This window comes from Streptomyces sp. NBC_00457 (genome assembly GCF_036014015.1).
Lineage (GTDB): Bacteria > Actinomycetota > Actinomycetes > Streptomycetales > Streptomycetaceae > Streptomyces.
The window spans coordinates 3,348,553-3,375,024 of sequence record NZ_CP107905.1 but is presented as its reverse complement, the minus strand read 5'-3'; the positions used below and the strand labels follow the sequence as shown (position 1 = coordinate 3,375,024).

The 26,472-nt window shown below is 70.3% G+C and carries 21 protein-coding genes; 11 read left to right on the top strand and 10 right to left on the bottom strand.

Translation table 11 applies throughout. From position 1 onward, the window contains the following. Window positions 1-47: 47 nt before the first annotated feature. From OG828_RS15185 to OG828_RS15170, 4 genes are all read right to left on the bottom strand, one after another. On the bottom strand, window positions 48-707 hold the full coding sequence (locus tag OG828_RS15185) for a response regulator transcription factor (RefSeq protein WP_328442337.1): 660 nt from the start codon (window positions 705-707) through the stop codon (window positions 48-50). Window positions 708-857: 150 nt separating this feature from the next. After that, the gene (locus tag OG828_RS15180; protein WP_328501436.1) at window positions 858-1,403 is read right to left on the bottom strand and encodes a PadR family transcriptional regulator; all 546 of its coding nucleotides are present in this window, start codon (window positions 1,401-1,403) and stop codon (window positions 858-860) included. A 104-nt stretch (window positions 1,404-1,507) separates the two neighbouring features. Next, on the bottom strand, window positions 1,508-3,523 hold the full coding sequence (locus OG828_RS15175; RefSeq protein WP_328501435.1) for an NADPH-dependent 2,4-dienoyl-CoA reductase: 2,016 nt from the start codon (window positions 3,521-3,523) through the stop codon (window positions 1,508-1,510). A gap of 36 nt (window positions 3,524-3,559) precedes the next feature. Beyond that, window positions 3,560-4,756 (bottom strand): serine hydrolase domain-containing protein, encoded by a 1,197-nt coding sequence (locus OG828_RS15170; protein ID WP_328501434.1) that lies wholly within the window; start codon window positions 4,754-4,756, stop codon window positions 3,560-3,562. Between the two features lie 270 nt (window positions 4,757-5,026). Here OG828_RS15170 and OG828_RS15165 point away from each other — a divergent pair, with 270 nt between their 5' ends. Continuing rightward, complete coding sequence (locus OG828_RS15165) at window positions 5,027-6,697, top strand: sigma-70 family RNA polymerase sigma factor (protein ID WP_328438289.1); 1,671 nt, start codon at window positions 5,027-5,029, stop codon at window positions 6,695-6,697. Here the strand turns inward: OG828_RS15165 and OG828_RS15160 are convergent. Both OG828_RS15160 and OG828_RS15155 read right to left on the bottom strand, forming a co-directional pair. Continuing rightward, on the bottom strand, window positions 6,642-7,385 hold the full coding sequence (locus OG828_RS15160) for a glycerophosphodiester phosphodiesterase (RefSeq protein WP_328501433.1): 744 nt from the start codon (window positions 7,383-7,385) through the stop codon (window positions 6,642-6,644). The two genes, OG828_RS15165 and OG828_RS15160, sit on opposite strands and share 56 nt — an antisense overlap. 20 nt (window positions 7,386-7,405) lie before the next feature. After that, on the bottom strand, window positions 7,406-8,593 hold the full coding sequence (locus OG828_RS15155; RefSeq protein WP_443060137.1) for an adenosine deaminase: 1,188 nt from the start codon (window positions 8,591-8,593) through the stop codon (window positions 7,406-7,408). 23 nt (window positions 8,594-8,616) lie between these two features. On the opposite strand from OG828_RS15155, the gene OG828_RS15150 reads away from it, so the two are divergent. After that, window positions 8,617-9,678 (top strand): DUF4190 domain-containing protein, encoded by a 1,062-nt coding sequence (locus OG828_RS15150; RefSeq protein ID WP_328501432.1) that lies wholly within the window; start codon window positions 8,617-8,619, stop codon window positions 9,676-9,678. 700 nt (window positions 9,679-10,378) lie between these two features. Here OG828_RS15150 and OG828_RS15145 read toward each other — a convergent pair. Further along, window positions 10,379-10,939, bottom strand: coding sequence for an NADAR family protein (locus OG828_RS15145; protein ID WP_328501431.1), 561 nt, complete (start codon window positions 10,937-10,939; stop codon window positions 10,379-10,381). A gap of 212 nt (window positions 10,940-11,151) precedes the next feature. Here OG828_RS15145 and OG828_RS15140 point away from each other — a divergent pair, with 212 nt between their 5' ends. The 8 genes from OG828_RS15140 to OG828_RS15105 all read left to right on the top strand — a co-directional run bounded on the left by OG828_RS15140 (window position 11,152) and on the right by OG828_RS15105 (window position 20,899). Then, the gene (locus OG828_RS15140; RefSeq protein ID WP_328501430.1) at window positions 11,152-12,681 is read left to right on the top strand and encodes a gamma-aminobutyraldehyde dehydrogenase; all 1,530 of its coding nucleotides are present in this window, start codon (window positions 11,152-11,154) and stop codon (window positions 12,679-12,681) included. A gap of 53 nt (window positions 12,682-12,734) precedes the next feature. After that, a complete protein-coding gene (locus OG828_RS15135) occupies window positions 12,735-13,982 on the top strand; it encodes a polyamine ABC transporter substrate-binding protein (RefSeq protein ID WP_328501429.1) in 1,248 nt (415 codons plus the stop codon). Next, the gene (locus OG828_RS15130; protein WP_328438277.1) at window positions 13,979-15,133 is read left to right on the top strand and encodes an ABC transporter ATP-binding protein; all 1,155 of its coding nucleotides are present in this window, start codon (window positions 13,979-13,981) and stop codon (window positions 15,131-15,133) included. The genes OG828_RS15135 and OG828_RS15130 overlap by 4 nt, the downstream gene beginning before the upstream one ends. Continuing rightward, on the top strand, window positions 15,133-16,062 hold the full coding sequence (locus tag OG828_RS15125) for an ABC transporter permease (protein ID WP_328501428.1): 930 nt from the start codon (window positions 15,133-15,135) through the stop codon (window positions 16,060-16,062). Before OG828_RS15130 ends, OG828_RS15125 begins: the two co-directional genes overlap by 1 nt. Continuing rightward, a complete protein-coding gene (locus tag OG828_RS15120; RefSeq protein ID WP_328438275.1) occupies window positions 16,063-16,863 on the top strand; it encodes an ABC transporter permease in 801 nt (266 codons plus the stop codon). Between the two features lie 32 nt (window positions 16,864-16,895). Next, entirely contained in the window at window positions 16,896-18,323 is a 1,428-nt protein-coding gene (locus tag OG828_RS15115) for an NAD(P)/FAD-dependent oxidoreductase (RefSeq protein WP_328501427.1), read from the top strand. A gap of 150 nt (window positions 18,324-18,473) precedes the next feature. Beyond that, window positions 18,474-18,917 carry a hypothetical protein gene (locus OG828_RS15110; RefSeq protein ID WP_328438271.1) on the top strand — a complete coding sequence of 148 codons (444 nt, stop codon included), beginning with the start codon at window positions 18,474-18,476 and terminating at the stop codon, window positions 18,915-18,917. 188 nt (window positions 18,918-19,105) lie between these two features. Beyond that, window positions 19,106-20,899, top strand: a complete 1,794-nt coding sequence (locus tag OG828_RS15105; protein WP_328501426.1) for a chitinase — start codon at window positions 19,106-19,108, stop codon at window positions 20,897-20,899. Here OG828_RS15105 and OG828_RS15100 read toward each other — a convergent pair. From OG828_RS15100 to OG828_RS15090, 3 genes are all read right to left on the bottom strand, one after another. Continuing rightward, window positions 20,838-21,452: a phosphatase PAP2 family protein gene (locus tag OG828_RS15100; RefSeq protein ID WP_328504872.1), complete on the bottom strand. Its 615-nt coding sequence runs from the start codon at window positions 21,450-21,452 to the stop codon at window positions 20,838-20,840. The genes OG828_RS15105 and OG828_RS15100 overlap by 62 nt on opposite strands. Before the next feature lie 426 nt (window positions 21,453-21,878). Further along, window positions 21,879-23,213: a 4-aminobutyrate--2-oxoglutarate transaminase gene (gabT, locus tag OG828_RS15095; protein ID WP_328501425.1), complete on the bottom strand. Its 1,335-nt coding sequence runs from the start codon at window positions 23,211-23,213 to the stop codon at window positions 21,879-21,881. Window positions 23,214-23,335: 122 nt separating this feature from the next. Then, a complete protein-coding gene (locus tag OG828_RS15090) occupies window positions 23,336-23,857 on the bottom strand; it encodes a hypothetical protein (protein ID WP_328501424.1) in 522 nt (173 codons plus the stop codon). A 179-nt stretch (window positions 23,858-24,036) separates the two neighbouring features. On the opposite strand from OG828_RS15090, the gene OG828_RS15085 reads away from it, so the two are divergent. Beyond that, window positions 24,037-26,433, top strand: a complete 2,397-nt coding sequence (locus OG828_RS15085; RefSeq protein ID WP_328501423.1) for an ATP/GTP-binding protein — start codon at window positions 24,037-24,039, stop codon at window positions 26,431-26,433. Window positions 26,434-26,472 lie beyond the last annotated feature (39 nt).

Genomic DNA, 26,472 nt, shown 5'->3' with positions numbered 1-26,472 from the left:
CGCCGGGCTCTCTCCGGTCACCGTCGGTGGGCGGAGAGAGCCACGTGTCAGGCGGCCGGCCGTACCAGGCCCGACTCATACGCGAAGGCCACCGCTTGGACCCTGGCCCGGGCGCCGATCTTGGCGAGGATGTGGCTGACGTGGCTCTTGACGGTGGTCGGGGCGATGGAGAGCCACTTCGCGATCTCGGCGTTGGACCGACCGGAGGCGACGGCGAGGAGGATGTCGCGTTCGCGTGCGGTGAGGGCGTCGACCGTGGAGGCGCGGTGCAGCGGGTGGACGGTGCCCTGTTGCCGGACGGCGTCGATCAGAGCACGGGTCAGGCCGGGAGTGATGACGGCGTCTCCGGTGGCCACGACGCGGATGGCGGAGACGAGTTCGTCGAGGGCGGCGTCTTCGAGGACGAAGCCGTCCGCACCGGCGTGCAGGGCGGTGTAGGCGTACCCCTCGTCACCGGCGGGGGTGAGCACCAGGGTGCGCGGGGTGTGCGGTGACTCCGCGAGGCGCCGGACGGCCTCGATGCCGTCCGCCTGGGCGAGTCTGCCGTCCACCAGGACGACGTCGGGACGGAGTTCGGCGCTCAGGCGGACCGCCTCGGTCCCGCTCGCCGCTTCCCCGACGACGCTCAGATCGGGCTCGGCGGCGAGGAGCATGTGTAGGGCGAGACGCTGCAGAGACTGGTCGGTGACCACGAGTACGGAGACCATGGCTGCCTTCTCCCGTATGGAGGCGGAGCTGGCCGCCCACCGGAACGAAACTGTTTCGTTCACCAAGTTACTGCAGCGTGTGTAAAGCCGGAGTAGGTGTACGGCTATGACTTCGCCCACAGCCCGGGGCGGGGGATGCCGGCGGAGAGCTCAGCCGTGATCCGGCAGCCCGGCGACTTCCTCCAGCGCGTGCGTCAGCCACCCCGTCCAGAAGTTCTCCAGGTCGATGCCCGCCCGCAGCACCAGATGCCGCAGCCGGTCCTCGGGGTTGTCCTTGCCGGGCGGGAAATCGCGCCGCTCGATCTCCTCGTACTCGGCCAACTGCCGCCGGTGCAGCTCCAGATGGCGGCGCAGATCGGCCTCAAGACCCGCCGTGCCGACCACGGCCGCCGCGCGCAGCCGCAGCAGCAGGGCGTCCCGGTGCGGCTTGGGGCCCTGGGCGGCGGCCGTCCAGCGGGCCAGTTCGGCGCGGCCCGCGGGCAGCACCTCGTAGCTCCTCTTCTGCCCACGGGTCGGCTGCGCGGCGGGCAGGGCCCGGATGGAGCCCTCGGCCTCGAGTTTCCCCAGCTCGCGATAGATCTGCTGATGCGTCGCCGACCAGAAGTACCCGATCGACCGATCGAACCGCCGAGTCAGCTCCAGCCCCGAGGACGGCTTCTCCAGCAGGGCGGTCAGAATCGCGTGCGGCAGGGACATGGGCCCATCCTAGGAACGGTGCAGCAGCGCCCCGCCAGGGGCGCGGGGAACTGCGCGACCAGCCACAACGCACCCGCAGACGGAAAACCGGCGCCCCAGCGAAGCTAGAGCGCCGCCGCGACCTCCGTACCCTGCTTGATCGCCCGCTTGGCATCCAGCTCGGCGGCCACGTCGGCCCCGCCGATCAGGTGCGCGCTCCGGCCCGCGGCCACCAACTCCTCGTACAGCTCCCGCCTCGGCTCCTGCCCCGCGCACAGCACAATCGTGTCGACCTCAAGAACCGTACTGGTCTCACCGACCGTCACATGCAGTCCGGCGTCGTCGATCCGGTCGTACCGCACGCCCGGGACCATACGGACGCCACGGTGCTTGAGCTCGGTCCGGTGGATCCAGCCCGTGGTCTTGCCGAGGCCCGCGCCGACCTTGGACGTCTTGCGCTGGAGCAGATGGACCGTGCGGGGCGGGGCGGGGCGCTCGGGGGCGGTGAGTCCGCCGGGCTGCTCATACGTCATGTCGACTCCCCAGTGACGGAAGTACGTCGCCGGGTCCTCGCTCGCCTTGTCGCCGCCGTCCGTGAGGTACTCCGCGACGTCGAAGCCGATGCCGCCCGCGCCGAGGACCGCGACGCGGTCGCCGACGGGGGCGCCGTCGCGCAGGACGTCGAGATAGCCCACGACGCTCGGGTGGTCGACGCCGGGGATGTCAGGGGTGCGGGGGGTGACGCCGGTGGCTACGACGACCTCGTCGTAGCCGGACAGAGCGTCCGCGGAGACCCGGGTGTTCAGGCGTACGTCGACCCCGCGGGCGTCGAGTTGGTGGCGGAAGTAGCGCAGCGTCTCGTCGAACTCCTGCTTGCCGGGCACCTTGCGGGCCACGTTGAGCTGACCGCCGACCTCGCTCGCGGCGTCGTACAGCGTCACCTCGTGGCCGCGCTCGGCCGCCGAAACCGCACAAGCCAGCCCCGCCGGGCCCGCGCCGACGACCGCGACCCGCTTGCGCAGCCGGGTCGGGGAGAGCACCAGCTCGGTCTCGTGGCAGGCGCGCGGGTTGACCAGGCACGAGGTGATCTGCCCGCTGAAGGTGTGATCGAGGCAGGCCTGGTTGCAGCCGATGCAGGTGTTGATCGCCTCGGGACGGCCCTCGGCCGCCTTGTTCACGAACTCCGGGTCGGCGAGCATCGGCCGGGCCATCGACACCATGTCGGCGCAGCCATCCGCGAGCAACTCCTCCGCCAGCTCAGGGGTGTTGATGCGGTTGGTGGTGACGAGAGGCACCGAGACCTCGCCCATGAGCCGCTTGGTGACCCAGGTGTACGCGCCTCGCGGCACGGACGTGGCGATCGTGGGGATACGGGCCTCGTGCCAGCCGATACCGGTGTTGATGATCGTCGCGCCGGCCGCCTCGACCGCCTTGGCGAGCGTCACCACCTCGTCGTGCGTCGAGCCGCCCGGCACCAGGTCCAGCATCGACAGCCGGTAGATGACGATGAAGTCCGCGCCGACCGCCTCCCGCACCCGCCGCACGATCTCCACGGGGAACCGCATGCGGTTCTCGTACGAGCCGCCCCAGCGGTCGGTGCGGTGATTGGTCTGCGCCGCGATGAACTCGTTGATCAGATAGCCCTCGGAGCCCATGATCTCGACCCCGTCGTACCCGGCCTGCCGGGCGAGACGGGCGGCGCGCGCGTAGTCGTCGATCGTCCGCTCCACGTCCTCGTCGCTGAGCTCTCGCGGCTGGAAGGGGCTGATGGGCGCCTGGAGGGGGCTCGGGGCGACGAGGTCCTGGTGGTACGCGTACCGGCCGAAGTGCAGGATCTGCATCGCGATCCGCCCGTCCTCGCGGTGCACGGCCTCGGTGATGACCGTGTGCTGCTCCGCCTCGGCGTCGGTGGTCAGCTTCGCGCCGCCCTCGTATGGTCGGCCCTCCTCGTTGGGCGCGATGCCCCCGGTGACGATCAGTCCTACGCCGCCCCTGGCGCGGGCGGCGTAGAAGGCGGCCATCCGCTCGAAACCGCGCTCCGCCTCCTCCAGGCCGACGTGCATGGAGCCCATGAGCACGCGGTTGGGGAGGGTGGTGAAGCCCAGGTCGAGGGGGGTCAGCAGATGCGGGTAACGGCTCATTCGACTGTTGTAGAGGACGGCCCGCCGATTATGCAACTAGTTGCACAAGTGGTCTCGCCCACTCACGCCCTGCTTGAGCGCCGCCCCTACGATCCGCTCCGCGACCGGGTTCATGTCCTGGTCCTTGGCGTTCGTGTCGTTGAGCGAGTAGACGACCGTCCGGCTCAGGCCGCGGGTCGCGCCGATCGCCGTGCTGTAGCCGTACCGAGCCCCTGTCTTGATCCAGTAGACCTTCCCCTCGTACACGAACCGCTGGAGCCCCGCGCTCATCGTCGCGTCCTTCATGGTCGTGTCCTTGACGCGCGGCACCGTGAACATCTCCCGCAGCTGCGGCTGGGGCACGATCCGCCCTCGGAAGAGCGTGTCGATCAACCGCTCCAGGTCGGCGGTCGTGGAGATCATGTCGCCGGCCGCCCAGCGGTCCGCCTGGTTCCACTCGGTGACGTCGACCAGCCGGGTCGTCCCGTCCGGCTGCTTCATCTGCTGGTATCCGCGGTTGTGCGGGCCGAGGATGCGCGGATCGGTGCCCGGAAAGTACGTGTCCCACATTCCCGCGGGGTGCAGCACGCGACGGGTGGCCTCGGTGGCGTACGAGTGTCCGGTCACCTTCTCGATCAGCATCCCGAGCACCGTGTAGTTGATGTTGAGGTAATGCTGTTGCTTCCCGGGGCGGAACTCCGGCCCCTTCGCCACCGCCGACGCCACCACCTGCCGCGGCGAAAGCGTGTCGAAGCGGTGCTCGTACGCCTCCTCCAGGGTGTCACCGAGGGCGTCGCCGGGTTGGATGCCGCTGGTGTGGTTCAGCAGCTGCCGTACCGTGATCGGCTTGAAGCGCTTGCTCAGCAGGCCGGGGAGGTAGTGCTGCACCGGCCGGTTCAGGTCGACCGCGCGTTCCGCCGCGAGCTGCAGGACGACGGCCGCCGTCACCACCTTCGTCGTCGAACCGGCCCGGAACCGCGCATCCGGATCCGCCGCCTGCCCGCTGACCAGGTCCCGCACGCCCGAGCTGCCGTGCCAGCTGCCCCCTGTGCCGCCGACCCGGACCAGGGCGGCCGTCGCGTCCTCGTCCGGAAGCCCGGCGATCGCGGCGCACAGGGCCTCCGCGTCCGGGCCCGCCGCGGCGCGGACGGAGGCCGACGCGGAGGCCGACGGGGGCGCGGCTAACGCGGGGGCCGCCAGCGGGCCCGCGGTCAGGGCGACGGCGACACAGGCGGCGAGGACAGAGGTGCGCATGGGCTGCTCCAGGGGGGGGCGGCTGGGCGTTTGTGATGATCCTCTGCGAGTACGACGATGCCCGGATCGTCACCGAGGAGGGCACCCACCCTGGTGGAACCCCGAGCAATTCCCGCCCTCGGCACTGGAGTTCCCGGGGATCGCCCCTACGGGACCGGCACCGGCACCGAAAAACTGTTATCGAGGCCGCCTTCACCCCGTCTCCGTATCTGTGATCTTCCTCATGGCGAGCCACACAGTCACGGCTGACAAGGTGCGTACGGACACGGAATGACACAGGAGAGGACGATTGTGGAAGGGCGGCAGTGGCGATCCACCATCGCGGCGGCGCAGGCCGGCGACCGGCAGGCGCTGGACGAGCTGGTCGCGGGCTGGCTGCCGCTGGTCTACAACATCGTCGGCCGCGCCCTGAACGGTCATGCCGATGTCGACGACGTCGTACAAGAGACGATGCTGCGGGCCGTCGACAACCTCGGCTCGCTGCGCGACCCGGACAGCTTCCGGTCCTGGCTGGTGGCGATCGCCATGCGGCAGATCCGGGACCGGGCACGCCGCAAGCAGCCCGACCGGCTGGACGAGTCCGCGGCGCACGAGGCCACCGACTTCGCCGAACTCACCGTGCTGCGGCTCCAGTTGGAGGGCCAGCGCCGCGAGGTCGCGGAGGCGGTGCGCTGGCTCGACGACGAGGACCGGCAGCTGCTGTCGCTGTGGTGGCTGGAGGTCGCCGGTGAACTCACCCGGCGTGAGCTGGCCTCGGCCGCCGGCATCAGCCGCCAGCATGCCGCCGTTCGCGTCCAGCGGCTGAAGGAACGCGTGGAGAACGCGCGCGGCATCGTGCGCGCCCTGGATGGCGCCTGCCCCGAACTGCGCGAGGTCACGGCCCGCTGGAACGGCGGCCCCGACTCCGTCTGGCGCAAGCGGCTGGCCCGGCACATCCGCGGCTGCGGCTACTGCGGCGACGCCCGCCAGGCCGTCGTACCGGCCGAGCGGCTGCTCGTCGGGATCGCGCTCGTGCCGCTCCCGGTCGGCTTCACCCTGTCGCTGGCCTTCGGCGGCAAGACGGCCGTGGCCGCCACCTCCATCGGCTGGTCCGCGAAGGTGCTGGGCGCGCTGACCAAGCCCGCCGTCGCGATGACGGCCGGCGCGAGCATCGTGGCGGGTGGTGCGTACGTCGTCACCCAGCCCCCGGCCGACCCGCCCCCGCGCGCGGCGGCCCCGACCGCGGCGAGCACGGCCCGCCCGCCGGCCCCTTCCGCGCCCGCCTCGCCCACGGCGTCACCTTCACCGTCCCCGACGCGGCAGCCCGACCTGTACGGCACCGTCGTGGACGCCGTCGACCAGGCACCGGACCCGAACACCCGGCCCGCCGCCCTCCCGCTTCGCCCCGAGTCCGGCATCACCAGCACCGGCGGCGCGAGGACCGTGATGCAGCACCGCGGGGAGAACGTGACGCTCAGCGGCCAGGGCTACGTCCTGGTCCGCTGGCAGATCGCCCCGCACGACCGGCCCGGTGGGCTGACCATGCCGACCTGGACCGGTCTGAAGGGCAAGCTCTTCCACGTCGCCTCCGGTGGCGGCCGTCGTATGGACGACGTCATCGGGGACGGCTCCGACCGCGGCTACGTCACCGGCATGGGCGGCCCGGACATCGGCTACACGGACCTCCCGGACGGCACCCAGCAGATGTGGCAGAACGAGTTCTTCTACGTCGACGGAACCGTCACCCTCAACGTCAACGAGCGCGGCGCCTCGTACGGCCTGACCGTCTTCCCGTCCAGCTGGGACAAGGTGACCGAGGACATCCAGAACGGCCCCGACCAGGGCGCCATCCGCTACGGCCTGGTCCGCGACAACGGCAAGGACACCGCTCCCGTACCCCAGTACGTCACGCGAGCGACCCCCGCCGACCCGGCGACGGTGGCTCAGCGTTCGCGCCTGTAGTGCCCCGGGGTCCGCGCAGGGTGCAGAGTGCGTCGATGCGGTTCGTGGTGATCGAGTCGACGCCGATGTCGACGAGCCGGCGCATGGAGCGGCGGGTGTCGGGCGTCCAGACGGAGATCAGATAGCCGTCCGCGTGGAGGCGGCCGGCGAGGTCGCGGTCGACCAGAGGGAAGCGGTAGTTGAGCCACCGGGGCCGCACCGCGTCCAGCAGGACGGGCCGCGCGGGCGCCAGCGTCGTCCAGGTCAGCGCGATCTCGGCGGCCGGGTCGGCGGCGCGCACGTTGAGCATCGCGCCGGCGTCGGCGCAGTAGTACACGCGGTCGGCCGCCCCCGACTCCCGTACGACGCCCACGACCCGGCGGACCGCCTTCGCACTCGGCCCGCCGGGCAGGTCGAGCATGACCCGGTGGCCGTCGGTGGCGGCGAGGGCCTGAGCCAGCGTCGGCACCCCGCCGTCCGTGAGCCCGTGCACCTCGGCCGCCGACAGCGAGCTCAGCGGCCGGTCGTGCTCCCACAGCCGCTTGAGCGTGTCGTCGTGCAGCAGCACGGGCACGCCGTCCCGGGTCAGCCGTACGTCGATCTCGACCGCGTCCGCGCCCTGTCTGAGCGCGGAACGCAGCGAGCCGAGCGTGTTCTCGCGGAGCCGGTAGGGGTCGCCGCGGTGGGCTACGGCGGTCACGTTCTGCATGGGCGTCATTGTGGTGGAGGTCATGGCGCGAGCCAGGTCGAGGTGTAGGCGTCGATCTCGTCCTTGATCCGGGTCTTGCCGGGCTCGTCGAGGAAGGACACCTCGACCGCGTTCTTCGCGAGGTCGGCGAGGCCGCGCTCATCGAGTTCGAGGAGCTTGGCGGCGACCGCGTACTCGTTGTTGAGGTCGGTGCCGAACATCGGCGGGTCGTCGGAGTTGATGGTGACCAGGACGCCGGACCGCACGAACTCCTTGATGGGGTGCTCGTCGAGGGTGCGGACCGCGCGGGTGGCGATGTTGGAGGTCGGGCACACCTCCAGCGCGATGCGGTGCTCGGCGAGGTGCGCGAGCAGCTTCGCGTCCTTGGCGGAACTGGTGCCGTGCCCGATGCGCTCGGCACGCAGCTCGGTGATGGCGTCCCACACCGTCTCCGGGCCGGTCGTCTCACCGGCGTGCGGCACCGACCGGAGGCCGGCGGCCAGCGCGCGGTCGAAGAACGGCTTGAACTGCGGCCTCGGCACGCCGATTTCGGGCCCGCCGAGCCCGAACGACACCAGCCCCTCGGGGCGCAGCCGGTCGTCGGTGGCCAGCCGAGTCGTCTCCTCGGCGGCTTCGAGCCCCGCCTCGCCGGGGATGTCGAAGCACCAGCGCAGTACGGTCCCGAAGTCGGCCTCCGCGGCCTTGCGGGCGTCCTCGATGGCGTCCATGAAGGCGCCCTCGTCGATGTTGCGCCGGGTCGAGGAGTACGGCGTGATGGTCAGCTCGGCGTAGCGCACCTGCTGCCGGGCCATGTCACGGGCCACCTCGTACGTCAGCAGACGTACGTCCTCCGGCGTGCGGATCAGGTCGACGACGGACAGGTACACCTCGATGAAATGGGCGAAGTCCGTGAAGGTGAAGTAGTCGACCAGGGCCTCGGGGTCGGTGGGCACCTTGGAGTCGGGGTGGCGCGCGGCCAGTTCGGAGACGATCCGGGGGGAGGCGGAGCCGACGTGATGCACATGCAGTTCGGCCTTGGGCAGTCCGGCGATGAAGGCGTGCAGGTCGCGCGGGGCGCCTGCGGCGACGTACTGGGTCAAGGTTCCTCCCCGGGAACGGCGTCCCCGGCCGGTGTCCGGCGGGACGCGGGTGATCGGCTGATCGATGACTCGGGGATCATCGTAGGCCGGGCCCCTGCCGTCGTGGCACGGGCCGTAGCATGACGGCACGCACGACAGAGGGGGCCCCGCGCATGTCCGACGACGCGCAGACGCCGGAAGCGCGTGAGAACGCCGCAGCAGTCTGGCCGACGCCGCCAGGCGACGCCGACGCAGCCACAGCGCCGGGCGCGGCAGTGGCCGACGCGGCGGAGGTGCCGCTGGCCGGGGGTGCGGAGTCCGTCGACCTGGGGAAGGCGGAGCCGTCGAGTGGTCGTGGGGGGTCGCTGGCGGGACGCGCGGACCCGGCGAGTGGGCGTGGACGCGGGGAGTCGATGGCGGGACGCGCGGACTCGGCGAGCAGCCCTGCCGACGCCCGTCCCGGGCCGAACCCATGGTCTCCGCCCGCGGACGACACCGGCCCCGCCCCCTCCGTCCACGATCAGCCGACAGTGACGTCGGTCCCGTCGATGGGCACACCCCCTGCCACGGCGGACGCCGACCAGGCGTGGGCGAACCCGGTGGAGCCGGCCCCCACGCAGGCCCAACCTCAGCCGACCCAGGCACCCCAGCCCTGGGCGAACCCTTTCGCACCCCCAACGCCCACACCCCCAGCCAACGGCTCATCCAACCCCTTCGCCCCGCCCGCCCCGACCACTCCGCACGACCACGGCCACCCCGTCCCCCCGCCGCCCATAGCCCCCGACGGCCCCGGCCAGGTCGCATACGGCTACCCGGCAGGCCCCAGCTACCCGGCGGGTTACGGCTACCCGGCCGGTCAGGGCTACCCGACCCCGACCGACGCGGTCTACCAGCCCGACCCCGGCTACCCCGCCAGCCCCGGCTACCCCACAGGTCCCGGATATCCGACCCCGCCCGGTGTAGGCCACTACGGCTGGCCCGGTATGCATCCCGCGCCGGCCAACGGGATGGGCACGGCAAGCCTCGTGCTCGGCATCTGCGCGGCCGTCGTCTTCTGCCTATGGCCGCTGGCCATCGTCCTCGGCATCCTCGCCGTGATCTTCGGCGTACTCGGCCGCGGCAAGGCCCGCAAGGGCGAGGCCACGAACGCCGGCCACGCCCTGGCCGGCATCATCTGCGGCGCGGTCGGCATCGCCCTGGGCATCGGCATGATCGTGCTGTTCATAGCGCTCTGACGGCAACTCGATCAGCCGACCGGCCCTTGGACGCCCCCGCTCATCCACCCTCGGTGTCACCGTCGAGCCGCCCTCGGGGCGCCGCAACGTCCGAGCCGCGATCCCGCGCAGCCACCCCCAGCTTCACAGCTCAGCCGCCCGCCTCGGTGTCACCGTCGAGCCGCCCTCGGGGCGCCGCAACGCGCGAGCCGCGATCCCGCGCAGCTAGCCCCGGCTTCACAGCTCAGCCGCCCGCCTCGGTGTCACCGTCGAGCCGCCCTCGGGGCGCCGCAACGTCTGAGCCGCGATCCCGCGCAGCTAGCCCCGGCTTCACAGCTCAGCCGCCCGCCTCGGTGTCACCGTCGAGCCGCCCTCGGGGCGCCGCAACGCGCGAGCCGCGATCCCGCGCAGCTAGCCCCGGCTTCACAGCTCAGCCGCCCGCCTCGGTGTCACCGTCGAGCCGCCCTCGGGGCGCCGCAACGCGCGAGCCGCGATCCCGCGCAGCCACCCCCAGCTTCACAGCTCAGCCGCCACCTCGGTGTCACCGCCGAGCCCTCCCGGGGCGCAACGTCCGAGCCGCGACCCGTGCCCCCTCCGCTCAGCCGTCACCCCGCGCCCTGACCCAGCCGCCCTCGGTGTCTCATCGCCGACCCGCCCCCCGGCGGGCCTCCCCACCCAGCCGGAACCCTCGCGTCACCACCCACCCGCCACTCCCGCCTCACTACCCACCCGCCACCAACCTCTCCCGCGCCCCCATCAACGCGAACCCCAGCAGATTCATCCCCCGCCACCGCTCCGGATCCATCGCGGCCTCGTCGTCCGCCGTCAGCCCGATCCCCCACACCCGATCCAGCGGACTCGCCTCCACCAGCACCCGATCGCCCGTGCCCAGCAGAAAGTCCCGGAGCTCGGCGTGCGCGGTGAACTTGTGGACGCTGCCCTCGATCACGATCGCGAACCGCTCCCGCTCCCATATCGCCTCGTCGAAACCGCGCACGAGCCGCCCGGCCTTCTTGGCCTCGGCGGGATGCCCTGCGGCCAGCACCCGCCGCTCGGCCTCCGCGTCCCCGAACAGCCGTGCCTTGCTGGCCATCATCCAGTGCTCGGCGGTCTCATAGGTCACGCCGTCCACTTCGAAGGGCGATGGCCACCACTGACTCAGACAGCTCGCCCCGACCCGACCGTCCGCCCGCGCCCGGTGCCCCCAGAAGTGCAGATACTTCACTCTCGCCCCCGCGCGGACCTCCCTGACCAGGGCGTCCCAAGAATCGATCTTCCCCATGCATGCGAGTGTGGCAGCCACCACTGACAATCCGTCCCCCCTTTCTCATGCCGACTCGACACCTGGTCGACAGATTCCGTCGCGTAACCAAAAGGCAACAACGGAATCACTTGTTGGACGCCTATAGCTCTGTCAGGATCGGCACTCAAATCGAGCTGAAGCTACGCCACCCACCCTGATCACCAGGGGCGACGGCGGAGGAGAGCGACGACATGCACTACCCGGGAACCTCAGACCGATTCCCCGCGCAGGAGCGCCTCGCGGCCGGTGCGCAGTTCATCGCGGGCCGGCTGACGAAGGGCACCTCAGGTCGTACGCACACGGTCGTCGACCCGGCGACCGGCGAGGACGTCTACACGTACGAGCTGGCCGGCACGGGCGACGTCGACGCGGCTGTCGCTGCCGCGCGCGCCGCATTCCTGGGCTGGGCCGCGACCACACCCGGCGAGCGTTCGGACGCGATGCACCGCTTCGCCGCCGTGCTCGCCGACCGGGCGGACGAATTCGCCCGCGCCGAGTCCCTGCAGTGCGGCAAGCCGCTGAAGCTGACGCGTGAATTCGACGTCCCCGGCACCATCGACAACACCGCGTTCTTCGCGGGGGCCGCCCGGCACCTCCAGGGGCAGTCGGCGGGGGAGTACTCCGGCGACCACACGTCGTACATCCGGCGTGAACCCATCGGCGTCGTCGGCTCCATCGCGCCCTGGAACTACCCCCTCCAGATGGCCGCCTGGAAGGTCCTCCCGGCGATCGCCGCGGGCAACACCATCGTCCTGAAGCCCGCCGAACTCACCCCGCTGACCTCGCTCCTCTTCGCCGAGGCCGCCACCGAGGCCGGTATCCCGGACGGTGTCATCAACATCGTGACCGGGACGGGCAAGGAAGCCGGCGAGCATCTCGTCGGGCATCCCGACGTCGCCATGACCTCCTTCACCGGCTCCACGGCCGTCGGCAAGCGCGTCGCCGAGATCGCCACCGCCACCGTCAAGCGCATCCACCTGGAGCTGGGCGGCAAGGCCCCCTTCGTCGTCTTCGACGACGCCGATCTCGAGGCGGCCGTCAACGGCGCCGTCGCGGGCGCCCTCATCAACACCGGCCAGGACTGCACGGCCGCCACGCGCGCGTACGTGCAACGGCCGCTCTATGACGTATTCGTGGAGCGGACCGCCGCCCTCATGGACACCGTCCGCCTCGGCGACCCCTTCCAGAGCACCACCGATCTCGGCCCTCTCATCTCGCACGTCCAGCGCGACCGCGTCGCCGGTTTCGTCGACCGGGCGCGTGCCTACGCGCGCGTGGTCACCGGTGGTGAGGCACCACAGGGCGACCTGAAGAATGGCGCGTTCTACCGGCCCACCCTGATCGCCGACGCGTCCCAGGGCAGCGAGATCGTCCAGTCCGAGATCTTCGGCCCGGTCCTCGTCGTCCTTCCCTTCGACAGCGACGACGACGGCATCCGGCTCGCCAACGACACCCCGTACGGCCTGGCCGCCTCCGCGTGGAGCAGGGACGTCTACCGGGCGAACCGCGCGACCCGCGAGATCAAGGCCGGGTGCGTGTGGGTCAACGACCACATTCCGATCATCAGCGAGATGCCGCACGGCGGCTACAAGGCGTCCGGCTTCGGTAAGGACATGTCAACCTACTCCTTCGAGGAGTACACCCAGATCAAACACGTCATGTTCGACAACACGGCGGTGCCCAGAAAGGACTGGCACCGCACGATCTTCGGGGACCGCTAGCAGACAGGCCGCCCGACCCGCGGCCGCCCATCCTCCGAAAGGGCACCAAGCGCATGGAGCAGTACGAGCCCGAACCGCTGACTCCGGTCCAGCTGGCCGCCATGCGGCGCAGCCTCCGGAGCGGCAGGGCCGCCCTCACCCGTCGTTCGCTGCTGCGCGCCTCCGCGGGCGGCGCGCTCGCGGTCGGCGGCCTCGGGGCGCTGAGCGCCTGCGGGATCCCCGCGGCGGGCAAGTCGGAGGGCGGCACCTCCGCGGAGGACTACTCGGCGAAGGAGAAGGAGATCAGCTTCTCCAACTGGACCGAGTACATCGACATCGACGAGAGCGAGAAGCGCCACCCCACCCTCGACGCGTTCACCGAGCGGACCGGCATCAAGGTCAAATACACCGAGGACATCAACGACAACAACGAGTTCTTCGCCAAGATCAAGCCGCAGCTCGCCGCGGGCCAGGACACCGGCCGCGACATCATCGTCCTCACCGACTGGCTGGCCGGGCGCCTCATCCGCCTGGGGTGGGTCCAGAAACTGGACCCGTCCAACCTGCCCCACGCGTACGCCAATCTGTCCAGCCAGTTCCGCAGCCCGGACTGGGATCCCGGACGCGCCTACTCGTACCCCTGGCAGGGCATCTCGACCGTCATCGCGTACAACAAGAAGGCGCTCGACGGCATCGAGGTGAAGTCGGTCTCCGACCTGCTCGACAACCCCAAGCTCAAGGGCCGCATCGGCTTCCTCACCGAGATGCGCGACAGCGTCGGCATGACGCTGCTGGACATGGGCAAGGACCCGGCGAAGTTCACGGACGACGACTACGACGCGGCGATCGCCCGGCTCCAGAAGGCCGTCGACAAGGGCCAGATCCGCCGCTTCACCGGCAACGACTACACGTCCGACATCACCAGCGGCGACTTCGCGGCCTGTATCGCGTGGGCCGGTGACGTCGTACAGCTCAAGGCGGACAGCCCGGACGTCGACTTCGTCATCCCGGACAGCGGCTACATGACGTCGACCGACAACATGCTGATCCCCAACAAGGCACGCCACAAGACGAACGCCGAGCGGCTCATGGACTACTACTACGAGCCGGAGCCGGCCGCCGAACTGGCCGCCTACATCAACTACGTCTGTCCCGTGGACGGAGTGAAGCCCTATCTCGCGGAGATCGACGAGGACGCGGCGGACAACCCGCTGATCATCCCGGACAAGGAAATGGCCGCGAAGTCCCATGCCTTCCGCTCGCTGAGCTCGAAGGAAGAGACGGCCTATGAAGAGAAGTTCGCGAAGCTGACAGGGGCGTGACGACGATGACGAACGACAGCAGCGGTGACGTCCGCCTCTCCGGGATCAGCAAGACCTACGGCTCCTTCACCGCCGTACACCCGCTCGACCTGACCGTGCCGCAGGGCTCGTTCTTCGCCCTGCTCGGCGCCTCCGGCTGCGGCAAGACCACGACTCTGCGCATGATCGCGGGACTCGAGGAGCCGACGAGCGGCAGCGTCCACCTCGGCGACCAGGAGGTCACCAACCTGCCGCCGTACAAGCGGCCGGTGAACACGGTCTTCCAGTCGTACGCCCTCTTCCCGCACCTCGACATCTTCGAGAACGTCGCCTTCGGCCTGCGCCGGCGCGGCATCAAGTCGGTGAAGAAGCAGGTCGGGGACATGCTCGACCTGGTGCAGCTCGGCGAGCAGGCACGCAAGAAGCCGCATCAGCTCTCCGGCGGCCAGCAGCAGCGTGTGGCCGTGGCCCGGGCGCTGATCAACACCCCCAAGGTGCTCCTCCTCGACGAGCCCCTCGGCGCCCTCGACCTCAAGCTGCGCCGTCAGATGCAGCTGGAGCTCAAGCGCATCCAGACCGAGGTCGGCATCACCTTCGTGCACGTCACGCACGACCAGGAGGAGGCCATGACGATGGCCGACCGGGTCGCCGTGATGAACGCGGGCCGAGTGGAGCAGCTCGGCTCGCCCGCCGACCTGTACGAGAACCCCAAGACCACGTTCGTCGCCAACTTCCTCGGGACGTCCAACCTGATCGAGGCCGAGGTCGACAACAAGACCGGCGGTGAGATCGTCGTCCGGGCCGGCGGCGGCAAGCTCGTCCTGCCCGAGGTGCGCTGTTCCGCGCCCACGACGACCGGCGGCAAGGTGCTGGTCGGCGTCCGCCCGGAGAAGATCACCCTCACCCACGTGGACGACGCGGGCGAGATCCCCGAGGCCCGCAACCGCATCACCGGCAAGATCGCGGCCACGTCGTTCATCGGGGTCTCCACGCAGTACGTCATCGACAGCCCGGTCTGCCCCGAGTTCGAGGTCTACGCCCAGAACATCGACCGTGACACCCGGCTCGTCCCCGGCGCCGACGTCGTCCTGCACTGGAGCCCGGCGCACACCTTCGGCCTCGACGCCGCTCAGGACATCGACGCCGGGATCGAAGAAGAGGCGGCGGTCTGATGGCGACCCTCACTGAGGCGCCACCGCCTCTCGCGCCGGGCGCGCCGGCGAAGAAGCCGCCGCGCAAGCGGGGCCGCTGGACGCCGTACTGGCTGCTGCTGCCCGGCATTCTCTGGCTGCTGGTCTTCTTCGCGATGCCGATGATCTACCAGGCCTCCACGTCCGTGCAGACGGGCTCCCTGGAGGAGGGCTACAAGGTCACCTGGCACTTCGCGACGTACTGGGACGCGCTGTCCGAGTACTGGCCGCAGTTCCTGCGCTCGGTGCTGTACGCCGGTGCGGCGACGATCCTGTGTCTGGTCCTCGGCTATCCGCTGGCGTACCTGATCGCGTTCCGCGCGGGCCGCTGGCGGAACCTGATCATGATCCTGGTGATCGCGCCGTTCTTCACCAGCTTCCTGATCCGTACGCTCGCCTGGAAGACGATCCTCGCGGACGGCGGCCCGGTCGTCGGCGCCCTCAACACGCTGCACGTCCTGGACGTCACCAGCTGGCTCGGCTGGACCTCCGGCGACCGCGTGCTGGCGACTCCGCTGGCGGTCGTGTGCGGTCTGACGTACAACTTCCTGCCGTTCATGATCCTGCCGCTGTACTCCTCGCTGGAGCGCATCGACGGACGGCTGCACGAGGCGGCGGGGGATCTGTACGCCAAGCCGATCACGACCTTCCGGAAGGTCACCTTCCCGCTGTCGATGCCGGGTGTCGTCTCCGGCACGCTGCTGACGTTCATCCCGGCGGCCGGTGACTATGTCAACGCCGATCTGCTCGGCTCGACCGACACCCGCATGGTCGGCAATGTCATCCAGACCCAGTTCCTGCGGATTCTCGACTATCCGACGGCCGCGGCCCTCTCCTTCATCCTGATGGCCGCGATCCTCATCATGGTCACCCTCTACATTCGCAGGTCCGGAACGGAGGATCTGGTTTAAATGGCCTTCGTCAACTGGCTCAAGCGCCATTTCGTCGTCATCGCGGGACTGCTGACCCTCGGCTATCTCCTGCTGCCGAACGTCGTCGTCACGGTGTTCTCCTTCAACAACCCGAAGGGGCGCTTCAATTACGAATGGCAGGAGTTCTCCACGGACGCCTGGAAGGACCCGTGCGGTGTCGCCGACATGTGCGGCTCGCTGTCGCTCAGCCTCCAGATCGCGTTCTGGGCGACGCTCGGCGCCACGCTCCTCGGCACGATGATCGCCTTCGCGCTGGTCCGCTACCGGTTCCGCGCGCGGGGTGCCGTCAACTCCCTGATCTTCCTGCCGATGGCGATGCCCGAGGTCGTCATGGCGGCCTCGCTGCTCACCCTGTTCCTCAACATGGGTGCACAGTTGGGATTCTGGACGATCCTGATCGCCCACATCATGTTCTGCCTCAGCTTCGTCGTGACGGCCGTCAAGGCGCGCGTGATGTCGATGGACCCGAAGCTGGAGCAGGCGGCGCAGGATCTGTACGCCGGCCCGTTCCAGACCTTCGTCCGGGTCACCCTGCCGATCGCGGCCCCGGGAATCGCCGCGGGCGCGCTGCTCGCCTTCGCGCTCTCCTTCGACGATTTCATCATCACCAATTTCAACGCGGGCTCGACCGTCACCTTCCCCATGTTCGTCTGGGGCTCGGCGCAGCGCGGCACACCCGTTCAGATCAATGTCATCGGTACGGCCATGTTCCTGGTCGCCGTACTGCTCGTCCTGGCTTCTATGGTCATCAGTAATCGCCGTAACAAGCAAAAGGCATAAGCCTTCGTAATCCCCTGTAGGGAGTTGACATCATGGCCCCGAGCGCCATGAGCCGTGGCAGTGACTGGACAAAGGCACTCTCTGAAGCCCAGCCGGTCTCGTACTGGCTGGACGACCCCGGAAAGCCCCACCCCGAGCCCGCCCTCACCGGCGCCGAGACCTGCGATCTGCTGGTCGTCGGCGGTGGCTACAGCGGACTGTGGACCGCACTGATCGCCAAGGAGCGCGACCCGGGGCGGGACGTGGTGCTGGTGGAGGGCCGCGAGGTGGGCTGGGCCGCCTCGGGCCGCAACGGCGGCTTCTGCGCCGCCTCGATCACGCACGGCCTGGCCAACGGGCTCGCCCGCTGGCCGGACGAGATCCACAAGCTGGAGCGGCTGGGCGCCCGCAACCTCGACGCGATCGAGGCGGCGGTCGCCCGCTACTCCATCGACTGCGACTTCGAGCGGACCGGCGAGATCGACGTCGCCACCGAGACGTACCAGGCGTGGGAACTGCGCGACTGGTACGAGGAGATGGAGCAGCGGGGGCTGGCCGACGGCGTCGAGTTCCTGGACGCCGAATCAGTACGGGAACAAGTCGACTCACCGACTTTCCAGGCGGGCCTCTTCGACCGCCGGGGCGTCGCCATGCTCCACCCCGCCAAGCTCGCCTGGGGCCTCAAGCGCGCGTGCCTCGAACTCGGTGTCCGCGTCTACGAGCACACCCCCGCGCTCACCTTGAAGCCGTACGGCGCCGGTATGGCCGTACGCACCCCCTACGGCTCCCTCCGCGCCCGCCACGTCGCGCTCGGCACCAACATCTTCCCGAGCCTGGTCAAGCGGGTCCGGGCGTACACCGTCCCGGTCTACGACTACGCGCTGATGACCGAGCCGCTGACGGCCGATCAACTCGCCTCCATCGGCTGGAAGAACCGCCAGGGCCTCGGGGACTCGGCGAACCAGTTCCACTACTTCCGGCTGTCCGCCGACAACCGCGTCCTGTGGGGCGGTTACGACGCGGTCTACCCGTACGGCGGCCGGGTGCGCGCCGAGTACGACGACCGGCCGGAGACGTACGCCAAGCTCGCCGGGCACTTCTTCACCTGCTTCCCGCAGCTGGAGGGCGTGCGCTTCACGCACGCGTGGGGCGGCGCGATCGACACCTGCTCGCGCTTCTCGGCGTTCTTCGGCACCGCGCACCAGGGCAAGGTGGCGTACGCGGCCGGGTTCACGGGCCTGGGCGTCGGCGCCACCCGCTTCGGCGCCGACGTGATGCTGGACCTGCTCGCGGGGGAGCGCACGGAACGTACGGAGCTCGAGATGGTGCGCAAGAAACCGCTGCCGTTTCCGCCGGAGCCCTTCGCCTGGACCGGGATCGCGCTGACGAAGTGGTCGCTGGCCCGCGCGGACGCGCACGGTGGGCGGCGCAATCTGTGGCTGAGGACGATGGACCGGCTGGGGCTCGGCTTCGACAGCTGACGGTGATGCTGACGCGGGTCTCTGCTTCAGTTCACTGGCCTTTGCTTCAGTTCACTCCGACGAGTTGAGCGAACCCGCGTAATGCCGCCGGGAGACCTCCGTCTCCCTCGTGACGCGCTCTGCGTCGACGAGAGACGAGGAGGTCTTCTCATGACAGGGGCGAAGACGGCGGTCGAGTGGCTAGCGTCCGTCGCACCGGACCCCGAGGCGTGCCGCTGGGAGTGGGAGCGCAACCCCCTTGGGGTCGCGCTGCTTCCGGCCGGCAAAGCCTGGGACGTCCTGATCCTGCCGGGTGCGCTCGGCTACCCCACCCTCGACGTGCTGACCCGCATCATCGACCAACTCGGGCCCGTGCTGGCCGACTTCGGTGACGCGCGGATGGGCTTCTTCGTGCCGCCGGGCACGGCCGCGCGCTGGCTCGGCACGGGGATCCGCACGGCGGGGGCGGGGACGTGGATCGTCGTGCCTTATCCGGGACGCGCCACCGGGGGAGTCCGGTGGCTGGTCCCACCGGACGGGTCCGGCACGCTCACGGATGCGGGGCTGCTGGAACTGGCTATGCATGAGGCTGCGGCTGGGTTGGCCGGCGACTAAAGGGGTGCCGCGAGGGGTTGTCTGTCGGCTGCGGCTGTCTCGTGGCTGGTCGCGCAGTTCCCCGCGCCCCTTCGGGGCGCTGTCCGTGCCGGCTGTCAGATCGTTGCTGGAAGTCTTGACAAGGTGATTGGTCTGGACCAAATTGTGCGGCGCTCCACCCTCCAATTCCCCCATGCCCGGAGGCCCTTGTGGATCGCACCAGACCCTTCGTCGCCGCCCTCACGGCCACCGTCCTGGCCGTGCCCGGGATCACCGCGCTCTCGTCGGCCGCCCGTGCGGCCGACGCGGACCTGGCCCGTAACGGAGGTTTCGAATCCGCCCTCGACGGGTGGACCTGCACCTCCGGTACGACGGTCAACTCGCCCGTACGCACTGGTGGTTCCGCGCTCCAGGCCACCCCGGCCGGCAGCGACAACGCCCGGTGCGCGCAGACGGTGACCGTGAAGCCCGACTCGCAGTACACGCTCTCCGGTTACGTCCGCGGCTCCTACGTCTATCTGGGCGCGACCGGCACCGGCACCACCGACGTCTCCGCATGGACCCAGTCCGCCCCCGACTGGCAGAAGCTCACCACGACCTTCCGCACCGGCGCCGCCACCACCAAGGTCACGATCTACACGCACGGCTGGTACGGCACCGGCGCCTACCACGCCGACGACATATCGCTCACCGGGCCGGGCGTGGACGCGGGCCAGCCGCCCGCCGTGCCGACGGGACTGCAGGTCGGCACCGTCACCTCCACCAGCGTGGCGCTGTCCTGGTCCCCGGTCACCGGCGCCTCCGGCTACGCCCTGTACCGCGACGGGGTCAAGGTCCGTACGGTGACCGGCACTTCGGCCACCGTGACCGGACTGGCGCCGTCCACGGCGTACGGCTTCCAGGTCGCCGCGGTCAACGACGCCGGCGAGTCCGCGAAGACGCCCACGGTGACCGCGACGACGACCGCGGGCACCGGAAATCCCGTGGAACTCCCACCGCACGCCCTTGTCGGCTACCTCCACGCCAGCTTCGCCAACGGCTCCGGCTACACGCGCCTGGCCGACGTCCCCGACAGCTGGGACATCATCGACCTGGCCTTCGGCGAGCCGACCTCGGTCACCTCCGGCGACATCCGCTTCAACCGCTGCCCCGTCGCCGAGTGCCCGAACGTGGAGAGCGACGCCGACTTCAAGGCCGCGATCAAGGCCAAGCAGGCGGCCGGCAAGAAGGTGCTGATCTCGATCGGCGGCCAGAACGGCCAGGTGCAGCTGACGACCACCGCGGCCCGCGACACCTTCGTCTCCTCCGTCTCGAAGATCATCGACGAGTACGGCCTCGACGGCCTCGACATCGACTTCGAGGGCCACTCGCTCTCCCTCAACGCCGACGACACGGACTTCAAGAACCCCAGGACGCCGGTGATCGTGAACCTGATCTCGGCCGTGAAGACCCTCAAGGCCAAGTACGGCGACGACTTCGTGCTGACGATGGCCCCGGAGACCTTCTTCGTCCAGCTCGGCTACCAGTACTACGGCACGGGCCCGTGGGGCGGACAGGACCCGAGAGCGGGCGCCTACCTCCCGGTGATCCACGCCCTGCGCGACGACCTCACCCTGCTCCACGTCCAGGACTACAACTCGGGCCCGATCATGGGCCTCGACAACCAGTACCACTCCATGGGCGGCGCCGACTTCCACATCGCCATGACCGACATGCTGCTCACCGGCTTCCCGGTCGCGGGCAACGCGAGCAACGTCTTCCCACCCCTGCGCCCCGACCAGGTCGCCATCGGCATGCCGGCCTCCGTCAACGCGGGCAACGGCTACGTGGCTCCCGCCGAGGTCGTGAAAACCCTCGACTGCCTGACGAAGAAGAGCAACTGCGGCTCGTACGCCACCCACGGCACCTGGCCCGCCCTGCGCGGCCTGATGACGTGGTCGATCAACTGGGACCGCTATGCGAACTGGGAGTTCCAGCGGACGTTCGACGGCTACTTCGGCTGACGCCCAGGCGCACGCACAGCACGAACGCCGTCAGCAGCACCGCACCGAGGCACCAGCTGGCCACCACGTCGAGGGGCCAGTGGTAGCCGCGGCGGACCAGGCCGAAGCCGACGCCGGCGTTGAGCGCGACGCAGAGGAGGACGAGGGCGCGGCGGGCCAGGGCCGTGCGGAGCCAGGGAAGGAGGAGCAAGGTGGCGCAGCCGTAGGCGATGGCGGCCGTGGCCGTGTGGCCGGAGGGGTAGTAGCCGGTGGCGGGCGGCACGGCCGGGGTGCCGGGGCGGTCCGTCAGTACCTTCAGCGGGACGACCAGGGCCGGGACGAGCGCCATCAGGACGGCCGCCGCGGTGGCCGGCAGCCACCAGCGGTCTGTACCACTGCGGCGGGCACGCCAGGCGGCGTACCCGAGGACGACCGCGAGAACCGGCACGGCGACCGGGACACCGCCCAGGTCAGCTAGGAGTTCGGAGATCCGGTCAGGGTGGACGAGGGCCCGGCTGACGCGCGCGTCGAGGCGCAGCAGCGGGCCGTCGACGACGACCTGCCAGGTGATCAGCGCGAAGAGAAGGGCCGGAAGGCCGAGAAGGAGGAAGGAGGCCGGCCGCCCCGGAACAGGGGGGGGTGGTTCCGGGGCGGCCGATCAGATCGGATGGTCGGCCGCCCCGGGGGGTTTGGGGCGGGCGACTGTCCGATCGGTGAGGAGATCCAGAGCCAGAGGCTCCGGTTGTGTGCGCGAGGGCACGACCAGGTCGAAGCTGGGGAGGCCCCGGCCTGTAGCCGCCCACAGTCCCCTGTGAGCGGGGTGTATCTCTCATCTGGGTAGAACCTACGGCAGGGGGTGGGCGTACGACAGGCGGAATCGCGTCCCGTCATCCACCTCGCACACGTTCTTCACACGCTCTGACGGCCGCCGTCCCTGCCCTGGAATCCCGCTGGACGACAGGGCTGGGGCCGGTGGGGTTCATGAGGTGTGTGCGGCGGCTCAGATGGAGGCGAAGGCCTGCTCGATGATGTCGAGGCCCTCGTTCAGGAGGTCCTCGCCGATGACGAGCGGGGGCAGGAAGCGGAGCACGTTGCCGTAAGTGCCACAGGTCAGGACCAGCAACCCGTCCTGGTGGCAGGCCTTGGCGAGCGCGGCGGTGGCCTCCGGGTTCGGCTCCTTGGTGGTGCGGTCCTTGACCAGCTCGATGGCGATCATCGCGCCACGGCCGCGGACGTCGCCGACGATGTCGAACTTCTCGGACATGGCGATGAGGCGGGCCTTCATGATCGCCTCGATGTTCTTCGCCTTCGCGTTGAGGTCGAGCTCCTTCATGGTCTCGATCGAGCCGAGCGCACCGGCGCAGGCGACCGGGTTGCCGCCGTAGGTGCCGCCCAGGCCACCGGCGTGCGCGGCGTCCATGATCTCGGCGCGGCCGGTCACCGCGGCGAGCGGGAGGCCGCCGGCGATGCCCTTCGCCGTCGTGATCAGGTCCGGAACGATGCCCTCGTCCTCGCAGGCGAACCACTGGCCGGTACGGCAGAAGCCGGACTGGATCTCGTCGGCGACGAAGACGATCCCGTGGTCGGCGGCGAACTTCCGCACGGCCGGCAGGAAGCCCTTCGCCGGCTCGATGAAGCCGCCCTCGCCGAGCACCGGCTCGATGATGATCGCGGCGATGTTCTCGGCCCCGACCTGCTTGGACATCTGGTCGATGGCCTGCGCGGCGGCCTCGGGGCCCGCGTTCTCAGGCCCGGTCGGCCAGCGGTAGCCGTACGCCACCGGCACCCGGTACACCTCGGGCGCGAACGGCCCGAAGCCGTGCTTGTACGGCATGTTCTTGGCGGTCAGCGCCATCGTGAGGTTCGTACGCCCGTGGTAGCCGTGGTCGAAGACGACGACGGCCTGCCGCTTGGTGTACGCACGGGCGATCTTGACGGCGTTCTCGACGGCCTCGGCGCCGCTGTTGAACAGCGCGGACTTCTTGTCGTGGTCGCCCGGCGTCAGCTCCGCCAGCGCCTCCGCGACCTCGACGTACCCCTCGTACGGCGTGACCATGAAACAGGTGTGGGTGAAGTCGGCGAGCTGCGCGGACGCCCGGCGTACGACGGCCTCGGCGGACGCGCCGACGGACGTCACGGCGATGCCCGACCCGAAGTCGATCAGCCGGTTCCCGTCGACGTCCTCGATGATCCCGCCGCCCGCCCGCGCGGTGAACACCGGCAGCACGGAGCCGACGCCCTGCGCGACCGCGGCGACACGGCGGGCCTGCAGCTCCCGTGACTTCGGACCGGGGATGGCGGTGACGACGCGGCGCTCCTGCGGGATTGCGGTCATGAGGGGCTCCTGGAGTGGTGCGGACGGGGTGGTGCGGACGCTTTGGCGTTCTCTTCTTTTCTGGTCCTTTCTCGCAGGCTAGGACCGGGAGCGGGGGGCGGGCATGCTCCATGTGGGCGTTGTCAGGGGTTCCGATTGTCCGCGGTGGACATGGCGACGCCGAGCGGACGGGCACCGCCGGGGGCGGAGACGACGCGGCGTGGGTGCGGATCGCCCGCCATCCACAGTCTGGTGGCGGTCGAGTCGACGTACACCCGGAACGGGCTGGGCGTCAGGACACGTCCGTCGACCCGGATCAGTTGCTGCCTGCCGCGCATACGGACCTCGCAGTCGACCGGACGCCAGGGGTGCGCGGCCAGCGTGCGGGCCATGCGGCGCGTGGCCACGATCACGTAGAAGTGGAAGGGGAGGACGGTCACCTCGAGGATCAGGGCCACGACGAAGACGCCGATCTTGTCGTGGTCCTCGTCGGCGACCACCTGGGCGATCTGGACCGCGAGCAGGGCCGGCCAGACTACGCAGAGCAGGGCGACGCGGGTGACGAGCCGGCGGCGCATCGTGCGGCGGGTAGCGGGATGTGCCAGGGCACTGAGGGAGCCGTCGGGGACCTCCACATCACGGCGGCGGCCGGGGTTCTCCGGCATCGTGCGGTCACCTGCGCATCCCCGTTTCGTCCACCGCGTCCGATATGAAGGGACGACGATATCCGGAGCGTCTTGGTCCGCTCCGCGTGCCGCACGCCGCTAGCGGTGAACTCCCCTTGCCGGGGCGTTAGATTGACTCGCGGACGGTGGACGGAACGGCTGCTCAGGGGGCAAGCGCGATGGACAGCGACGGGACGCAGGACGCGCGGGGTACGCATGCGAATCCTGTGCCGCGTCCGGCGGGACCGCCAGATGTGCCGAACGTGCCGCCGCGGCCGGCCCAGAGTCCGGGCGCGTCCGTGGCCGACTGGCTCAACGAAGCCCGGCCCGAAGCCAGGCCCGGCATCTGGCGCTTCGGATACCGGATGCCGAAGGCCGGGCTGAACACGGAGCGGCTCAAACCGGTGACCGTCGCCGGCATGCTGATTCCGCTCGCCCTGGCGCTCGTGGTGTGGTCCTTCTGGCGGCGCGGCGCGATCCCGTACCAGTACACGATCCTGCGGCTGTTCACCCCGGACGACTGGTGGTGGGGTGGCACGCTCGCCTCTCCCAAGCGCTTGGAGGGCCAGACTCTGCAGTACCCGGGTGTCGAGGCCCTGGAGGTGTACAGCGGAGTCTTCTTCGCCGTGCTCGTCTACACAGTGGGCCGGCTCGGCAGCTGGCCTGCTGTCGTCCGTCACTACGTGAGCCGCAAGCCCCAGCCCGCCCGCGCCCTGCTGGCTGCCCTGGGCGCCCTGGTGATCCTCAGCTTTGTCTTCCCGGACGCCTTCCCCGGCGTCGGATGGGACGCCCTGCCCGTCGTGGACCCGTTGTTCTCCGTGATCGTGCTGATCAGCGGCGGGTACGAGGTCTTCGAATCGTCGTGGCTCACCGATGTGCTCTACACACTCATCACCGTCCTCGTCCTGTGGCCCTTCGCCCGGATCGGTGCCTGGTGGCCTCTTGCCCGGACCTGGCTCGCTGCCCGTAGCCGCGCCACGCAGGGGCAGGGCCCGCCGCCCGTCGCAGAGCAGCCCCGTGCCCGCTGGCCCGAGCTGCGGGAGGTGGGGCAGCACGAGGTCGCCGACGTGCTCACCGCCGAAGTGCTCGCCGGGCGGATGAACGACGTGGACTGCGCCCGTATCGAGAACGGCTGGACCAGGGCCCGAAGCCAGGGTCGGCCGGCCGCCTTCACGGATGCCGTGCTGCGTCAGGGCGCCGCCGCACTCACCCACCCCTCCGGAGCCCGGGACCTGCCGGGCCGCGCGGCCCGGCACGACCTGCTCACTCGGCAGGTGCGCATCGGACAGTGGGCCACCGCCGAGCGGACCCCGAGGGCGTACGGGGGCACGAGCGCGGCCCTCGGGCCGGAGACGCTGGGCACCTCGCTGCTGGTCGTCGGGCCGTCGGGTGCCGGCAAGACTCGGCACGTGATCGCCCCGGTGGCCGAGTCCCTCACGCTCCAGGCCCTCACCGGCGGTTGCGCCGTCGTAGTGGTGTGCGGCGCGGGCACGGCGCTCGGGGCGGACTCGGCGTACGACGTCGTGGTGCGTATCGGCGACCCCGCCTCCGTGCATGACCTCGACCCGTACGCAGACACCGACGACCCCGACGAGGCGGCCGGGTTCCTCGCCGAGGCACTGGCCGGGGACCTCGACAGCGTGGGCGCCGAGCGCGCGGCGCGGGCACTTGCTCAACTTCTCGGCCCCTACCGGGCCGCGTACGGTCGTTTCCCGGCCATGCCTGTCCTGCGGGAACTGCTGGAAGGGGACCCGGCTGCTCTCTCGGGCCTGCGCGAGCGGCTGGCCGGTGAGGGGCACACGGCGATGTGCCGCGAACTCGATGCCCGCGCCCGGCAGACCGGCACGTCCGGCGATCCCGGTCCCGCGCTCGCCGACCGGCTCGCCCTGCTGGACCGGCCCGCCTTCGCGGACTTCTTCGGCTCGGGCGGCGACACCATCCGCCCGTTCTCGCTGCGCGCCGTCGCCCACCACCCCCTGCGCGTTCGTATCGACCTGCCCGACGCCGGCCACGAGGAGGCCTCCCGCGTGATCGCCCGGCTGGTGCTGGCCCAGTTCGCCGGGGTCGTACGGGAAGGCTCACGCGACCACTTCGTCAGCCTGGTCCTCGACGACGCCACCGGCACCATCACCCCGGAGTCGGTACGGCGGATCCAGCGGCTGCGCTCGCAGAACGCCGGTGTCGTGCTCACGCTGCGCACGGTGTCCGACGTTCCGGAGGCCCTGCACGGGCCGTTGTTCGGGGCGGTCGGCTGCCGGATGGCCCTGTCCGGGGTGACGACGTGGGACGGCAGCCGCTTCGCCGACACCTGGGGCACGGAGTGGGTCGAGACCACGGAAGTCGCCCAGCACACCGTCTTCGCCGACCAGCCCATGACCCGGGTCATGCACGCCCTGCGCAAGCTGGTGACCGGCAAGGCGGTGACGACGGAAGCCGTCACCGTACGACAGGTCGAGCGGGAGCGTTGGTCTGCGTCCGAGCTGGCGCATGGTGTGCCGCCGGGGCATGCGGTGTTGTCGTTGACGACCGTGCAGGGGGAGCATGCGCCGCCGTTGCTGGTGGATCTGCGGGGCTGACAGCTGGAAAGGGGGGAGTGCGGCGACCGTACGGTGAGG

Bases quoted from the DNA above. Each gene is read 5' to 3' on its own strand.
- OG828_RS15185 (WP_328442337.1), bottom strand. From the start codon at position 707: ATGGTCTCCGTACTCGTGGTCACCGACCAGTCTCTGCAGCGTCTCGCC.
- OG828_RS15180 (WP_328501436.1), bottom strand. From the start codon at position 1,403: ATGTCCCTGCCGCACGCGATTCTGACCGCCCTGCTGGAGAAGCCGTCC.
- OG828_RS15175 (WP_328501435.1), bottom strand. From the start codon at position 3,523: ATGAGCCGTTACCCGCATCTGCTGACCCCCCTCGACCTGGGCTTCACC.
- OG828_RS15170 (WP_328501434.1), bottom strand. From the start codon at position 4,756: ATGCGCACCTCTGTCCTCGCCGCCTGTGTCGCCGTCGCCCTGACCGCG.
- OG828_RS15165 (WP_328438289.1), top strand. From the start codon at position 5,027: ATGACACAGGAGAGGACGATTGTGGAAGGGCGGCAGTGGCGATCCACC.
- OG828_RS15160 (WP_328501433.1), bottom strand. From the start codon at position 7,385: ATGCAGAACGTGACCGCCGTAGCCCACCGCGGCGACCCCTACCGGCTC.
- OG828_RS15150 (WP_328501432.1), top strand. From the start codon at position 8,617: ATGTCCGACGACGCGCAGACGCCGGAAGCGCGTGAGAACGCCGCAGCA.
- OG828_RS15145 (WP_328501431.1), bottom strand. From the start codon at position 10,939: ATGGGGAAGATCGATTCTTGGGACGCCCTGGTCAGGGAGGTCCGCGCG.
- OG828_RS15140 (WP_328501430.1), top strand. From the start codon at position 11,152: ATGCACTACCCGGGAACCTCAGACCGATTCCCCGCGCAGGAGCGCCTC.
- OG828_RS15135 (WP_328501429.1), top strand. From the start codon at position 12,735: ATGGAGCAGTACGAGCCCGAACCGCTGACTCCGGTCCAGCTGGCCGCC.
- OG828_RS15125 (WP_328501428.1), top strand. From the start codon at position 15,133: ATGGCGACCCTCACTGAGGCGCCACCGCCTCTCGCGCCGGGCGCGCCG.
- OG828_RS15120 (WP_328438275.1), top strand. From the start codon at position 16,063: ATGGCCTTCGTCAACTGGCTCAAGCGCCATTTCGTCGTCATCGCGGGA.
- OG828_RS15115 (WP_328501427.1), top strand. From the start codon at position 16,896: ATGGCCCCGAGCGCCATGAGCCGTGGCAGTGACTGGACAAAGGCACTC.
- OG828_RS15110 (WP_328438271.1), top strand. From the start codon at position 18,474: ATGACAGGGGCGAAGACGGCGGTCGAGTGGCTAGCGTCCGTCGCACCG.
- gabT (WP_328501425.1), bottom strand. From the start codon at position 23,213: ATGACCGCAATCCCGCAGGAGCGCCGCGTCGTCACCGCCATCCCCGGT.
- OG828_RS15090 (WP_328501424.1), bottom strand. From the start codon at position 23,857: ATGCCGGAGAACCCCGGCCGCCGCCGTGATGTGGAGGTCCCCGACGGC.
- OG828_RS15085 (WP_328501423.1), top strand. From the start codon at position 24,037: ATGGACAGCGACGGGACGCAGGACGCGCGGGGTACGCATGCGAATCCT.